The 14,631-nt window shown below is 35.8% G+C and carries 16 protein-coding genes and 1 tRNA gene; 6 read left to right on the forward strand and 11 right to left on the reverse strand.

Going from position 1 to position 14,631, the window contains the following annotated elements:
- Positions 1 to 655 precede the first annotated feature (655 nt).
- From gloB to HMPREF1252_RS01975, 9 genes are all read right to left on the reverse strand, one after another.
- Positions 656 to 1,354 carry a hydroxyacylglutathione hydrolase gene (gloB, locus tag HMPREF1252_RS01935; RefSeq protein ID WP_023059226.1) on the reverse strand — a complete coding sequence of 233 codons (699 nt, stop codon included), beginning with the start codon at positions 1,352 to 1,354 and terminating at the stop codon, positions 656 to 658.
- Entirely contained in the window at positions 1,351 to 1,917 is a 567-nt protein-coding gene (locus HMPREF1252_RS01940; RefSeq protein WP_023059136.1) for a nitroreductase family protein, read from the reverse strand. The genes gloB and HMPREF1252_RS01940 overlap by 4 nt, the downstream gene beginning before the upstream one ends.
- Positions 1,918 to 2,066: 149 nt before the next feature.
- A complete protein-coding gene (locus HMPREF1252_RS01945; RefSeq protein ID WP_008901706.1) occupies positions 2,067 to 2,612 on the reverse strand; it encodes an isoprenylcysteine carboxylmethyltransferase family protein in 546 nt (181 codons plus the stop codon).
- Positions 2,609 to 3,739: a GNAT family N-acetyltransferase gene (locus tag HMPREF1252_RS01950; protein ID WP_023059300.1), complete on the reverse strand. Its 1,131-nt coding sequence runs from the start codon at positions 3,737 to 3,739 to the stop codon at positions 2,609 to 2,611. The genes HMPREF1252_RS01945 and HMPREF1252_RS01950 overlap by 4 nt, the downstream gene beginning before the upstream one ends.
- Positions 3,740 to 3,760: 21 nt before the next feature.
- A tRNA-Thr gene (locus HMPREF1252_RS01955) sits at positions 3,761 to 3,836 on the reverse strand.
- Positions 3,837 to 3,928: 92 nt separating this feature from the next.
- The gene (locus tag HMPREF1252_RS01960) at positions 3,929 to 4,519 is read right to left on the reverse strand and encodes a peptidylprolyl isomerase (RefSeq protein ID WP_023059169.1); all 591 of its coding nucleotides are present in this window, start codon (positions 4,517 to 4,519) and stop codon (positions 3,929 to 3,931) included.
- A 12-nt stretch (positions 4,520 to 4,531) separates the two neighbouring features.
- The gene (locus HMPREF1252_RS01965) at positions 4,532 to 5,908 is read right to left on the reverse strand and encodes an MATE family efflux transporter (RefSeq protein ID WP_023059245.1); all 1,377 of its coding nucleotides are present in this window, start codon (positions 5,906 to 5,908) and stop codon (positions 4,532 to 4,534) included.
- The gene (gene map, locus HMPREF1252_RS01970; RefSeq protein WP_023059320.1) at positions 5,909 to 6,682 is read right to left on the reverse strand and encodes a type I methionyl aminopeptidase; all 774 of its coding nucleotides are present in this window, start codon (positions 6,680 to 6,682) and stop codon (positions 5,909 to 5,911) included.
- Positions 6,675 to 7,574, reverse strand: a complete 900-nt coding sequence (locus HMPREF1252_RS01975) for a lipopolysaccharide assembly protein LapB (RefSeq protein WP_023059154.1) — start codon at positions 7,572 to 7,574, stop codon at positions 6,675 to 6,677. The genes map and HMPREF1252_RS01975 overlap by 8 nt, the downstream gene beginning before the upstream one ends.
- A 141-nt stretch (positions 7,575 to 7,715) precedes the next feature.
- Here HMPREF1252_RS01975 and HMPREF1252_RS01980 point away from each other — a divergent pair, with 141 nt between their 5' ends.
- The 6 genes from HMPREF1252_RS01980 to HMPREF1252_RS02005 are packed head-to-tail and all read left to right on the forward strand — an operon-like array spanning position 7,716 to position 13,652.
- Positions 7,716 to 8,627: a TIGR01212 family radical SAM protein gene (locus tag HMPREF1252_RS01980; protein WP_023059190.1), complete on the forward strand. Its 912-nt coding sequence runs from the start codon at positions 7,716 to 7,718 to the stop codon at positions 8,625 to 8,627.
- Positions 8,624 to 10,135: an ABC transporter substrate-binding protein gene (locus HMPREF1252_RS01985; protein ID WP_023059328.1), complete on the forward strand. Its 1,512-nt coding sequence runs from the start codon at positions 8,624 to 8,626 to the stop codon at positions 10,133 to 10,135. Before HMPREF1252_RS01980 ends, HMPREF1252_RS01985 begins: the two co-directional genes overlap by 4 nt.
- Positions 10,136 to 10,140: 5 nt before the next feature.
- Positions 10,141 to 11,082: an ABC transporter permease gene (locus tag HMPREF1252_RS01990; RefSeq protein ID WP_023059221.1), complete on the forward strand. Its 942-nt coding sequence runs from the start codon at positions 10,141 to 10,143 to the stop codon at positions 11,080 to 11,082.
- Positions 11,082 to 11,894 (forward strand): ABC transporter permease, encoded by an 813-nt coding sequence (locus HMPREF1252_RS01995; RefSeq protein ID WP_023059149.1) that lies wholly within the window; start codon positions 11,082 to 11,084, stop codon positions 11,892 to 11,894. The genes HMPREF1252_RS01990 and HMPREF1252_RS01995 overlap by 1 nt, the downstream gene beginning before the upstream one ends.
- Positions 11,891 to 12,868: an ABC transporter ATP-binding protein gene (locus HMPREF1252_RS02000; protein ID WP_023059349.1), complete on the forward strand. Its 978-nt coding sequence runs from the start codon at positions 11,891 to 11,893 to the stop codon at positions 12,866 to 12,868. Before HMPREF1252_RS01995 ends, HMPREF1252_RS02000 begins: the two co-directional genes overlap by 4 nt.
- A complete protein-coding gene (locus tag HMPREF1252_RS02005; protein WP_023059409.1) occupies positions 12,861 to 13,652 on the forward strand; it encodes an ABC transporter ATP-binding protein in 792 nt (263 codons plus the stop codon). The genes HMPREF1252_RS02000 and HMPREF1252_RS02005 overlap by 8 nt, the downstream gene beginning before the upstream one ends.
- 172 nt (positions 13,653 to 13,824) lie before the next feature.
- Here HMPREF1252_RS02005 and HMPREF1252_RS02010 read toward each other — a convergent pair whose 3' ends face one another.
- Both HMPREF1252_RS02010 and HMPREF1252_RS02015 read right to left on the reverse strand, forming a co-directional pair.
- Positions 13,825 to 14,076 (reverse strand): DUF2087 domain-containing protein, encoded by a 252-nt coding sequence (locus tag HMPREF1252_RS02010; protein ID WP_023059358.1) that lies wholly within the window; start codon positions 14,074 to 14,076, stop codon positions 13,825 to 13,827.
- Complete coding sequence (locus HMPREF1252_RS02015; RefSeq protein ID WP_023059308.1) at positions 14,039 to 14,482, reverse strand: hypothetical protein; 444 nt, start codon at positions 14,480 to 14,482, stop codon at positions 14,039 to 14,041. The genes HMPREF1252_RS02010 and HMPREF1252_RS02015 overlap by 38 nt, the downstream gene beginning before the upstream one ends.
- Positions 14,483 to 14,631 lie beyond the last annotated feature (149 nt).

Raw genomic sequence — 14,631 nt, forward strand, 5'->3', positions numbered from 1 at the left:
AAAAAGTAAAATGAATAAAGATAATTTTTAAGCGGCACCGCCGTCTTTTTTTGTTGAGGAAATTAAATTTTTTGGTGGAATATTTAAATGCTTTCAGCAGACTGTTTCAACCAATCGGCTACGCCTCTTGGGAAACAGGTTGCATCACACCTACTAAGACTCACTACGTTCGTCAAGTTAGGTGTAGACGTATAGCATGAGATATAATCATTATTAATTAGCAATTTTAAAATTATTTCATTTGTTTAGGCTATACCCTCGGAGGTTATACCCGTTCGACTCACTACGTTCGCTCAGGGTGACTGCAGTTGGAAGATTTTTTGTAAAAAATAATTGCAAAGACTAGGTTAAATATAGGTCAGATCCTTCGACTCGGAAATAAATTCCTCGCTCAGGATGACTATTATTAGGTATATGCCCATAGAGGTTCAATGAATTAATACGTTTTGTTTTTCAGAGTCTTCGGATTAGTGGAGAGAATGTAGTATCAAAGTTAATGGAAGCTGGTAGCTTCCGCTACGAGGATAATTTGTAGGCAATATTGTCACACGCCTGACGGCTGAATTTAATTGTACCCACATTGCAAATTAAATAAATATTAATTCCAACAAAAAAGAACAGTCGAAACTGCTCTTTTAATCTTTCTTATAAAAATCTAAAATCTATCTTTTAAATCCCTAAACTTCTTAAATTCTTCCAAACTTTTTGCCATAAGAAATGGATTTATTTCTTTTTCTTTTCCAATTGTAGTTGGTAGTGTACAACCGCCTTTTGCAACCACATCTCTTGCTAATTCTAGTTCTTCTTCCACTCTTTTATTTTCTCCAAGGCTTAGTACAAATTCCAAATTTGAAACTGTGTATTCGTGGGCTGGGTAGACTTTTGTATCATCGGGAAGTTTTCTAAATCTCTCCATGGTTTCATAGGCAGATTTATAATCTCCTGTGAAGACTCTCCCTACTCCTGCTGAAAATAATGAATCGCCGCAAAATAGATTTCCATCGACTAAATAAGAAACATGATCTTCTGTGTGACCGTTAGATTTTATAATTTCAATCCTCATGCCCATGATTTCGATGTAGTCTCCATCCCCTACTACTTCGTCTTCTGTGCAAAGATTTTTAACTTCTGAAGGTCCATAGACCACCGGGTTATATTTTTCTTTTAAAATTTTTACTCCACCGGTGTGGTCCCCATGCTTATGGGTTAGTAGTATGGCTTTTAATTTTAGATTTTCCTTTTCAATTTTTGAAACTACTTCTTCAGCCATCGATGGATCTACAACTAATAATTCCCCATCCTTTTCAATGGTCCAGATGTAGTTGTCATCTAAAGCTTTTAAATATCCAATCATTTAAATATCTTTAGCCTATCTTCAACATTGCCACGATCTTTTGGTTCTGGTTCTTCTAAGATTTGTCCAAATGGCATCTGTCCCACCAAGATCCAATCTTTTAGCACGTCAAACATCTCTTTAACCACATCGTCTATAACTGGATTGTAGTGTTGGATGCTTGCGCCAATTCCAAGATTTCTAAGCTCAGTCCAAATATTTATTTGAAGCATTCCATTTGCAACGTGGCTCCATTCATCAAATCTATCGCTGTATGCCGGAAATTGTTCCTTTAGGCTTTCAACTTTTTGTTTATCTATAAAGTATAGAACTGTTCCGTAACCTTTCTTAAATGAATCGATCTTTTCTCTTGGAACTTTGCCACCAAACGCATCATAAATCGCATCCCATAGTCTGTCTTGATACTCTCCAAGAGCAAGCACCACTGATTGTGATTTATTGTTAAAGGAATCTGGAACTTGGTTTACCACTTCTTTTACAAGATTTATAACTTCTTCTTGTGACACCGGGATATCCTTGCCAATACTATAATAACTTCTTCTCTTCTTTAATCCTTCGTGCATTTTTTCCTTCCTTTCTCAATTAAAAATTTCTTTACAATAATTTTTTACCCTTAAATTTTTTATTAAAACTTTGGCGATATTTTGTAAAAATGTAAATTTGCTTAAACAAAAAAAGCCGCCGAAGCGACTTAACTTTATAATTTTAAATTTTAAAATCTCTTTATCTTATTTTTGTATCTCAGATATTTCTTGCCATACCTAGTTTGCAATGCTCTTTCTTCTTTCAAAGTTTGTGAGATTACAAGAAGCACCGTCACTATAAATAAAAATATAAATGAAAGCCTGGTCGTGGTCACAAGATGTCCCGCTGTGATTAACATAAGTGCTTTGTAAAGCGGATTTCTATTTATTGTGTATGCGTCCTCTCCGTCAAACTCCTTCATCTTGTCAGCGTTTGGACCTCTCATGCTGTCCTTTATGGTTGCAACTACATAGATTGTTAGGAGAAGTCCATAAACATATAGAAAAATTCCTGGGTACTTCATAATATTTCTATTTAAATATCCTGGCACCGGTCTTACTAAGTCCACTACTAAAAGATTTATATTGGCAATAAATATTAGGATGAAGTAGAGTTTGTTCCTCTTTATATCTACTAACTCGCCTGTCCTTTTTAAATCTTCGCCAATCTCTTTTCTTATTGCAAATAGCATTATTAAATATAGTATAAATGCGGATATTGGTACGTACTTCATATGCTCTTCCTATATATTCTATAAGTTATGTCTATTGTTGCTCCGAATTTTTCTATATCATTTTGCATCTTTTTGTTGTAGTCCCAAATGGTTGAGCCTTCTAGATATCTATAACCTTTTTTCGCAGCATTTTTAAAAGATTTAAAATACATGGCTGAGGTCACACCCTTATCTCTGTATTCAGGTATTACAAAAAGCACAAAAACTCTAAGTCTTTTTATTGATTTTCTTCTTAGTAAAAATTTTATTCCTTCTAAAATTCCAAGTTTACCTTTGAAATCCTTAAGTATTTCATTGTAATCTGGTAGGGCTAATGTAAATCCTATCGGCTCGCCTTCGTTATTTCTAGCAATCATGATGAGATCTTCATCTGCATAAGGTTTTATGGCATTTACTATATTTGTTATTTCTTCTTTACTAATTGGACTGAAGTCTTCCCATTCTTCTGGCATTCCCTTTTCAAGAACTTGGTAAACAGATTCCGTCTCTCTTTTAAGATTGTTCTTCATGTCTGCCGTGTAAACCTTGTATCCGTATCTCTCTTCAATCTTAGGTAGAAGCACTTCAAGCTTTGCAACTTTGTCTTCTAGATCATTAATCTCTGCTCTGTATGCGTAGACATCGTGGTACTTTTCAAATCCAAACTCTGTGAAATGATCGTTGTAGTATGGCGGATTGTACTTGTTCATTATGGATGGCATCCTATCAAAATTGTCGATGATAAATCCTCTATTGTCATCCCCTCCTGGAAGAGCAACCGGTCCCTTTGCTGTGTCCATTCCTTGAGATTTAAAAAACTCAACCGCCCTATCCAAAAGTTTTTTTGAAACTTCTAAATTATCTACTGCTTCATATTCTGCAATATATCCAACTTTTAATCCGTTATAATCATTTAATTTTGTGTCTACAAATGCAATTAGCCTTCCTAGGCAATCTTCATTTTCATCTGTAGCCATAATGGTTATGTATGGAAACATACCGAGGTCATTATTTTGCCCTTTTATATATTTTAAATAATCTTTCTTTATCGGATAGACAAAGTACGGATTATCTCCATAGACTTTTTCATAGATTCCGTAGAATTTTTCAAAGTCGTCCTTAGTTTTTACTTCTTTTATCTGTATCATTTAATTCCCTCTGTAAAAAAATGGAGCTACTGAAGGGGCTCGAACCCTTGGCCTGTGCGTTACGAGTGCACTGCTCTACCAACTGAGCTACAGTAGCATAAGGGGATTCTCCCCCTATAATCATTTAAATATTACCATATCGGAGCTTATAATATCAAGAACCGACATGGTAACAATTATCATAAAATTTTAATCTAGAACTTCTATATTTTTAACTACCACATCTTCTACAGGTTTATCCATAAATCCTGTTTCAGTGTTAGCAATCGCATCAACTATATCCATTCCTTCAACTACTTGACCAAATACTGTATGCTTTCCATCTAACCAGTATGCTCCACCTAGTTCTGAATAAGCCTTTACAACTTCGTCAGGAAATCCACCCTTTTCTCCAAGTTCTTTCATCTGTCCGATGATATCTTCCGTAATCTTTGGTCCTTGTACGATGAAGAACTGGCTTCCATTTGTAGATGGCCCTGCGTTTGCCATAGAAAGAGCTCCTCTAATATTTCTAAAGTCGATGCTAAATTCATCTTTAAATGGTTTGTCCCAGATGGATTCACCGCCACGTCCTGTACCTTCTGGATCTCCACCTTGAATCATAAAATCTTTTATAACTCTGTGAAAAATTGTATTGTCATAGTAACCATTCTTTGCATGGGTCAAGAAATTTTCAACCGCAAGTGGTGCTGCTTCTTCTAGCATCTTAACCTTGATATCTCCAAGATTTGTGTGAATTATCGCGAATTTATCTTCTTTATTTATTTCTAATTGTTTCATATTTTCTCCTTATTAATTTTCACTTATATAGTTTGCCATATTTTCTGTAAATTCATTGGTCCTTCTGTTATATACTTCATACCCAATGAGTAAGAATATTCCTTTTAAGATGGAGCTTAGACTCATTGCTGCCCAGATTCCACCTACCATGTAGATTGGCATAAGAAATTTTGCCATTGGAATTCTAAACACGTTGAACACTAGCCCCACCAGTGCAGGATACTTAGTAAGTCCAAGACCACTCATCATTCCTGTGGTTCCTATTTCCAAAGTCATAAACAATTCCGATGGAGAGATGACCATGAGGTACAATGCTCCTATTCTTATGGCTTCTTTGTCAATTGGAATGAAGAATGTGAATAGTTCTTCCGCCTTTGTAAATAGGAGTATCGTTGCAAATCCTCCGATTAAAGAAATTATAACGAGACCTTTTCTTCTAGCTTCTTTTAATCTGTCAAACTTCTTTGCACCGTAATTTTGTCCGAAGAATGCAGCAAAGGCACTGGCAAATCCTTCACTACTCATCCACGCGATACTCTCTATCTGAGATCCTATTGAATAGGCAGCTATCGCCGCAGCTCCATAGCTTGCGATGTAGATGTTTAAGTAGAGACTTACCAAGGCGTGAATTATAGATTGAGCACAGGCTGGCACTCCAAGTTTTAAAACTCCTTTTACATAGTTAAAAGATACTTTTGAAAAGTATTTAATCCTTACGAATATTTCTTGTCCCTTTATTCCCGCATACATAGTTAGGAAAAATCCAACTGCTTGTGCAAGTACCGTTGCAAGGGCGGCACCTTTAACTCCCATCTTAGGAAATGGTCCGATTCCAAAGATTAAGATCGGATCTAGTACTATATTTATAATTAAGGAAACGATTGAAACTATAAAAGGCGTTACCGAGTTTCCCTTTGCAAGAAATGATGCATGAAGCACCGGATTTGCAAATAAAAATATAAGTCCAATAGTAACTATTACAAAATAATCTATTGCAAGAAGTTTTACACTCTCTTCCAAATGGAATATATCTACCAGATTTTCTTTAAATATCAAATAAAATGCTGTGATTAGGACGCAGATGATTAAATTTACAGTGGCAGAAGCCTTGAACACTTCCTTTGCTTCTCTTTCATTGCCCCTCCCGTAGGCTTGACTTAGTCCAACTGAGACTCCAGTCTTCCCGACGAGCATAAGCGAATTGGCAATCCAAACAAAAAAACCACAGGTTCCGACTGCTGCTACGGCATCTGTGGAAAGTTTACCTAGCCAAATCAAATCGATAAATGAATATGCCATCTGTATAAATGCCGTTCCCATAAGTGGCAAGGACATCTTGATCAGGGTTCTATAGATCGGTCCATTTAGCAGGTCTATCTTTTTTTTCATCTATTCACCTTCAAATGGATTGGTGTCTCCTTGATCAGTTATAATAATCGGTCCATCCTTTGTAATTGCAAGTTGATGTTCGTATTGGGCGGAGAGTTTTCCGTCTCTCGTTCTAGCAGTCCAACCGTTCTTGTCTATCTTTAAATTAAATGTGCCTTCGTTTATCATCGGCTCAATGGTAAACACCATTCCTTCTTGGATTCTAAGTCCACGACCAGCTTCTCCATAGTGGAGCACCTGTGGATCTTCGTGCATAGTCTTGCCAATGCCGTGACCGACAAACTCTCTTACCACAGAGAATCCTTCTCCCTCTGCGTAGCTTTGAATTGCATGTCCAATATCTCCAAGTCTATTTCCAACCTTTGCTTCTTTTATTCCAAGGTACAAGCATTTTAGGGTTGTGTCCATTAGATGTCTAGCTTCTTCGCTTATATCTCCAACTGCATAGGTCCATGCTGAGTCTGCAAGAGATCCATTTAAGTTTACAACCATATCTATGGTTACAATATCTCCATCTTTAAGTACGTACTCAGTTGGGAATCCATGACAGATTTCGTCGTTTACTGATGCACAGGTTGCATACGGAAATCCTTCGTAACCTTTTTGTTCTGCTGTTGCTCCAAATTCTTTTAAAATACTTTCTACATAGGCGTCGATTTCAAGTGTTGTGACTCCCTCTTTAATAAATGTTCTAAGTCTTCTGTGGACTTCTGCTAGGACCTTGCCAGCTTCGATCATGCCTAAAACATCTTTTTTTGTGTATATATTAACCAATTAAATCCTCCTCTTCTAAAATTTTCTTCATATCTATATCATTTTTTGCAAAGTCCAAAATCTTTTCGTTGAGTTCTATGGACTTTTTAATTGCAACTACAGCTTCTGCTCTTTTGCCAAGCTTTTCGTAAGAACATCCAAGATTGTAGTATAAATTTTCTGAATCTGGGTTTTCTTCTATTCCTTCCAAAAGTATTTCAATCGCACTTTTATAATCCTTCTTTGAAATATATATTGCAGACATATTTAGGTAGATGTCATCTTCTGTAGATTCGTCCAGCGCCTTTTTATATTCTTCAAGTGCTTCTTCAGGTTTTCCCATCTTGTATAGGACCACCCCTCTGTTGTAGAGTGCTCTGAAATAAGATGGACAAATTTCAAGAGACTTGTCTATATACTTAAGCGCCGTGTCATATTCACTTCTCTCTTCATAGAAAGAACCGAGATCGTTGTAAGAAACATAGTCATAATGATCTAGCTCGATGCATCTAAAGAGACATTCCATTGCGTCGTCCTTCTTTCCCATTCTATCTAAAATATGGGCGAGGTAGTAGTACGCTCTGTCATAGGTTTCATCCTTTGAGATTGCAAGTTCATAATATTTCTTTGCCATGTCCAAATCATTTTTAAGATCGTAGTAAACAGCGATCCCATAGTAAGAACCTGGGAGACTGTCGTCGATTTCTATAATCTTCTTAAAAGTTGCTAGTGCCTTTTCGTTTTCGCCTTCGATTAAATAGATGTCTGCGATTTCAAAATATGAATCTGTAAGCTCCTTTTTAGTCTTTGCAAACTCCAAAGATTTTATATATGCCTCTTGTGCTTTTATATATTCAGATTTAAGCAAAAATTCATTTGCCATGATTATATAGTTGTTATACTTTTGTTTCATAATGTCACCAAAACTATTATAACACAAAGGCTACAACTGGTAATAATATCGTAGCATAAAGATTGTTAAATTTTTTTCTAAGATTTGCTGTAAACACTTAAAACGATACTCCATCTATGGTAAAATAAAGATGGTGAGAAAATGAGTAGGTACCTAAGTGCAGATATTTATTACAAAGAAAAGTATCATGAGAAAGTAGCAAGGCTATCTCTAAGTTCTGGACTTAGCTGTCCAAATAGAGATGGAACTTTAGGAAATACTGGTTGTATCTTCTGTTCAAAGCTTGGTGCCGGTGACTTTGCAGCAAACTCTAAAGACTCTATAAAAGATCAAATAGAATCTCAAATAGAATTTTTAAAGAAGAAATGGAACGCAAAAAAATATATAGCATATTTTCAAAGTTTCACAAACACTTATGGAGATGTGGACTACCTTCGCAAGATTTTTTACGAAGCCATAGAATATCCCGGAGTGGTTGGACTTACGATTGCAACTAGAGCCGACTGTTTAAGCGACGAAATTTTAGAACTTCTAGATGAATTAAATAAAGTTACGGATCTAAATATTGAACTTGGACTTCAAACTGTAAACGAGAAGACCATCGAATATATTAAGAGAGGCTACTCTCATAAAACTTTCGATAAAAATGTAAGGAAGTTAATAAATTTGGGTATAGATGTTACAACTCACGTAATCTTCGGGCTTCCCGGTGAAGATGAGACGGATTTTATGAATACTATCGACTACGTAAATGAAATTCATCCTCTAGGAATAAAGATTCATTCTTTCTACATAGAAAGAGGTTCCAATATATACGAAGAATACGTAAGAGGCGAAGTGTCTACCATAGATATGGATACTTATGTAAGATCTGTAGTCAACGCTATCTGCAGATTAAAAAGGGATATTGTACTATTTAGAATAACGGGAGATCCAGTTAAATCTCTCCTAGTTGAACCTAAATGGTGTCAGGACAAACTAAAAGTAATCGCCACTATTAACAAAACCCTAAAGAATTTAGGTGTACCACTTTTGAAATTGGAGGAGAAATGAAAATTAAAAAGGTAATCTTATCACTAGCACTAATGCTTGTACTCACTGCCTGTGGAAAAACAGACAACGCAAACAAAGATACAGGCGCAGGTGAGAACGACACTGTAAGAGTCGCAATTCAAACTGAACTCGACGGACTTAACCCAACTAAGATAACTGCAGGAGATACAGAAACAGTCCTAGATCAAATCTTCGACGGACTATTTGACACAGATAAAGACGGTAAATTAGTTGGAGATCTAGCAGAATCTTATGAAGTTTCTGATGACGGTCTTGTGTACACTTTTAAATTAAAACAAGGTGTAAAATTCCACAACGGAAAAGATTTCAAGGCAGAAGACGTAGTCTATACTTATGATCTACAAGCAGGACTTACTTCTAAGGAACCTCTTTCAACTAAGTTCGAAATTATTAAGAGCGTAGAAGCAGAAGATGACTACACAGTTAAAGTAACCTTAAAAGAAAGACAAAATTCATTTATATATCTTACTTTGAAGGCTATTCTTCCAAAGGGATACGAAGATCAAGATACAAACCCTGTGGGAACTGGACCATATAAATTTGTATCCTATGTACCTGGAGAAATTTTAAAACTAGAAAGATTCGACGACTATCACAACAAAGATCACATTGCAAAGATCAAAAACTTAGAAATAATTAGAATGAAAGACTCTCAAACTATGTTAATGGCTCTTCAAAATGGAGAAATCGACGTAACTCCTGGTCTATCTTCTGAAGAAGCAGATCAAGTAAAGGACTATGCAAACATCATCGAAGGACCACAAAACTTAGTTCAAACCTTTGCTTTAAATAATGACTTCGGTCCACTTAAGGACCCTAAGGTAAGAGAAGCTCTTAACATGGCAATAGATAGAGATGAACTTATAAAGACAGTAGCAGGCGGAAGAGCTGCAAAAGTATTTTCTAACTTCTCCCCTGCACTTCCAAAGTACTATAACGACTTGGGAGAATATTACAAATCAGACAAAGAAGCTGCTAAGGCACTTCTAAAAGAAGCAGGATACGAAAATGGATTCGATCTTGTATGTAAAGTTCCATCAGATTATAAATTCCACGTTGACACAGCAGAATTTATCGCATCAGAACTTAGACAAGTTGGAGTAAACATGATCATCGGACCAATTGAATTTTCAACTTGGTTAGACAAAGTTTATAAAGGAAGAGAATTCGAAGCAACTATCATAGGATTTATCGGATATCTTGACCCTAACCAAATCCTAGAAAGATACACATCAGATAACAAATCCAACTTCATCAATTTCAAATCAGCTAAGTTTGATGAAGAAATGAACCTTGCAAACACTGCAAAAGATGAAAACGAAGTAATAGAACACTACAAAAATGCTCAAAAGGCTCTAGTAGAAGATAATGCTTCAGTATTTTTACAAGACCCTAATATTATATTAGCAATGAGGAAAGGACTTAGTGGACTTGAACTATATCCTATTCAAAAGAGAAACTTTGAGGATCTACAGTTCACTAAATAAAAAAGATGAAAATATTTGTAAACAAGCTCATCTCCGTAATATTAACCCTATTCTTGGTAAGCATCATGATATTTTTGGTATTTCAAGTGCTACCTGGAAATCCAGCGGAAATAATACTTGGAGTTGAAGCTGACGAAGCACAAATTCAAAAACTTGAAAAAGAACTGGGCATAGATAAACCTATGCCTGTAAGATATTTGGAATGGATAAAAGGACTTGCCCGTTTGGATATGGGCAAGTCTCTTAAATATGGAGTCAGTGTCAAGGATCTCTTCGTCAAGAGATTTCCTGTCACACTATTTTTAACTCTCTATTCACTATTTCTAACTGTGGCAATAGGAATTCCCCTTGGAATTTGGATAGCCTCGAAGGAGAACACCTGGTACGGAACACTGGCAAGTTGGATTACTCAACTGGGCATATCAATACCAAGCTTTTGGCTGGCATTTATGCTCATAATGGTATTTTCACTTAAACTCAAATGGTTTCCAACCTTTGGTTACAACGCAATGGGTGGAAGTTTCTTGGATAAACTTCACAAGTTTTTCCTCCCTTCCCTAGCGATATCTCTTTCAAATATTGCTACCATCGTTAGATATTTAAAGAGTTCCATTTTAGATCAAGTAAGGCGTGACTATGTGAGGACCGCTAGAGTTAAAGGACTTAAAATAAATAAGATTCTATACAGACACGTCCTTCGTAATGCACTTATACCTGTAATTACAATTCTTGGAATCATCCTTACATCAAGTATCGGTGGCTCCATAGTAATCGAAAATGTATTTGCTCTACCTGGACTTGGTTCCCTTATAGTAGAGAGTGTATCCAGTCGTGACTTCCCACTTATCCAATCTGTCGTAGTTGCCATCGCCTCTATGGTTATCCTGATAAATTTCTTTGTCGACATACTCTATAGAGTCATAGACCCAAGAATCAGAGGTGAATGATGAAGACGAATAAATTTGGAATCAAACTGGGAAAGATCATCATAATATTTTTTGCCGTAGTGTTTGTAGTAAGTTTCTTCTGGACTCCCCACAACCCTTATGAAATAAATTCTGATATAAAGTTCACCCCGCCGAACTCAACCTACCTCTTCGGTACGGACAATTTCGGTAGAGATATTCTATCTAGACTTATGGTGGGCACCCACTCAGCCTTCTTACTATCAGTAGGAGCTGTCAGTGTCGCATTTATAATCGGACTTTTAATCGGTGGATTTAGCGGATACTTAGGTGGCAAAGTGGACGAAGTGCTCATGAGAATAATAGATGCCCTTATGGCTTTTCCAGGAATACTTTTTGCAATCATGTTAGTTTCAGTATTTGGACCCGGAATCGAAAACACGATAATTGCTCTTGGTATCATGGGAGTTCCATACTTTTCAAGGGTTACTCGTTCAGGATTTTTGCAAGTTAAGAAGAGAGACTACGTTCGTGGTGCAAAGGCAAAGGGAGCAAACGGCTTTCACATCGCCATACACCACATAATTTTAAATATAAAAAACCAACTTACCGTTGCGATAACCCTCGCAATCAGTTCGACGATTATTTCAGAAGCGGGACTAAGTTACTTGGGACTTGGAATAAAACCTCCTACTCCTTCCTGGGGCAGGATGCTTAAAGAAGCCCAAAGCTACTTCAACCAAGCTCCATGGTACTTCTATTCAACTGGGATTATTCTATCCCTAATGGTATTTGGATTTACATTACTTGGAGATGCCCTTCGCGACAAGAGATTTAAGGAAAAGAAAAAATGATGAAGAAACTATTAGAAATAAAAGATTTGACTGTGGGATTTGATTTCCAAGGTGAAGTTAAAAATGCAGTCAATCATGTATCTTTTGACATTTATGAAGATGATTTCGTCGGACTTGTTGGAGAAAGTGGCTGTGGTAAATCTGTAACAGCTCAAACAATTTTGGGCATCCAACATCCAAACGCCAAGATTATTTCAGGAGAAGTTAATTTAAAAGATGAAAACCTCCTTAATTTTACAGAAGATGAGTGGATGAAGTACAGAGGTAGAAGTATTTCAATGATCTTCCAAGAGCCGATGACCGCACTAAATCCACTTATGCGTGTTGGAAGTCAAATAGAAGAAGTTCTTAAGATTCACTACGATTTTGATAAGAATAAAAGACGCGAACTGGTATATAAAACCATGGAAAACGCAGGACTAAGAGATGTAAAGAAACTCTACAATATGTATCCTCACGAACTTTCTGGAGGAATGCAACAGAGAATCATGATCTGCGTAGCACTTATAGCAAACCCAAGAATATTAATAGCAGATGAACCAACCACAGCTCTAGATGCGACGATACAGATGCAAATTTTAAGTCTCTTTAAAGAAATCGAACAGATCTACCACGGCGGAATATTATTTATAACCCACGATCTTACATTGGTATCTAGAATCTGTAAGAGAGTACTCGTAATGTATGCAGGAAGAATCGTGGAATCAGGTCCTGTGGATGTCATCATAGATAATCCGATGCATCCATATACAAAGGGACTTTTAAAAGCGATTCCGTCCTATAAAAAGAGAAACGAAAAACTTTACAATATTCCAGGACAAGTGCCAGCCCTAAGGGAAAGAAAGAACGAATGTTGTCCGTTTTATGATAGATGCGAGCATAGTATGGATATATGTAAAGAGTCCTTCCCAGGACCGACAGAAGACTCTGGAAGAATCGTCTATTGTCACCTATACGGAGGTAACAATGGCTGAAATATTAAGAATAGACAATCTCACAAAAGAATATAAAATAAAGAAGGATAGCATCTTTGAACCGACGAAATATTTTAAAGCATTGGACGATGTGAGTCTAACTGTAAATAGAAACGAAATCTTCGGCTTGGTTGGAGAAAGTGGCTCCGGAAAAAGCACCCTAGGCAAGGCAATACTCAAATTAATAAAACCAACTTCTGGCAAGATTTATTTTGAAGGAAAAGATATAGAAACCTTTGATAAAAAAGAACTCTTCGACTATAGAAGAAAGGTTCAAATGGTATTCCAAGATCCATATTCATCACTTAATCCTCAGAAGAAGATAGGTTGGTCGCTAATGGAGATACTTGATATTCAAAAGATTGGGACAAAACAAGAGAGAATCAAAATGGCAGAAAAAATCCTAGAAGACGTGGAGATGAGACCATCAGTTATGGAACAGTATCCAAACGAACTCTCAGGAGGACAGAGACAGAGAATCTCTATCGCATCAGCGTTAATCGTAGAGCCAGAACTCGTGGTAATTGACGAAGGAGTAAGCGCCCTTGACGTATCAGTGCAAGCCCAAGTTTTAAATCTTTTAAATGAACTTCAAGAAAAATATAATTTCACTTGTATATTTATATCCCACGATTTAAACGTAATCGAATACCTCTGCGATAGAATCGCCGTGCTCCACAATGGAGTATTGCAAGAAGTCTTTAACGCAGAAGAATTATTTGAAGAAGGACGAGCCGAATATACAAAGAAGTTGTTTGAATCGGTAAAGATGAAACTGAGATAAGTAAATAAAGTATAAAAAAAGCAACCTGGATAATTTCTTTGGTTGCTTCATTTTTTTTGCTCACTAATTTTATTAGTAAAACGAGAATAGGCATGTGCTAATCGATAAGCATTAAATATATAATAGTTGCGCAAATAATATTATTAAATTAATGATAAATCTTTCGAATAATCTAATACCAATATGTCTTACAATCTATTGTTCTAGATAATATTTTATAATCTACCATGTATCTTCTTAATAGCGCATAATCAATATAGAAATTTTTTAATTTCTCATTAATTTCTTTTTCAGTATATTGTACGTTTTTTTCAAAGGTTAAATTAGCTATATAATTAAATAATTCTATCTTGTCTTTTTCTTTCTTCGGAATTTTTTGAATTTTATTATCTTTTATCCATTTGTTTATGTTTTGTGTATCCATGCCTTGTCTCCTTCTTAAATTCATACTCCCTAAGACCTGTCATTGCGAAATTATATAACTCTGGAACATAAATTCTTGCGTAAAGCTTAATAAGCGAAGCTATACAGCTATCATTTAAACCCGATAGAGCTGGAATTTCTTCTAATAGTTTTTTCTTAATACTAATAAAATCAATATAATCATCTTTATTTCTAGCAATTTCAAAAAATATATCTAATAATTTATCATGCTCTTCCCATGTCAAATATTGGCTCAAACTAAATACTGCTGGAAAGATTGGGTTTAGCATACTATGACCTAAATACTCAGAAATCTCAAAAATTGCATGAACTATTAACTTTGGATCATAAGTGAAACCTTCCACCATTCTCTCATATATAATATCTCTATCTGGCAAACTTTTCATTCTATATCTTCTCACTTCCTAGATCACTAAATCAATGACGGTTTTAATTGCAACTTTAAATACTTTTTTTGATATCCATGATGGAATGCTACGGTCTTCAATTTTAGAATTTGTGCGATTAAATTCACTATTAATAGTTAACTTTTGAT

The organism is Peptoniphilus sp. BV3AC2 (assembly GCF_000478945.1).
Taxonomy (GTDB): Bacteria; Bacillota; Clostridia; order Tissierellales; family Peptoniphilaceae; genus Peptoniphilus_B; species Peptoniphilus_B duerdenii.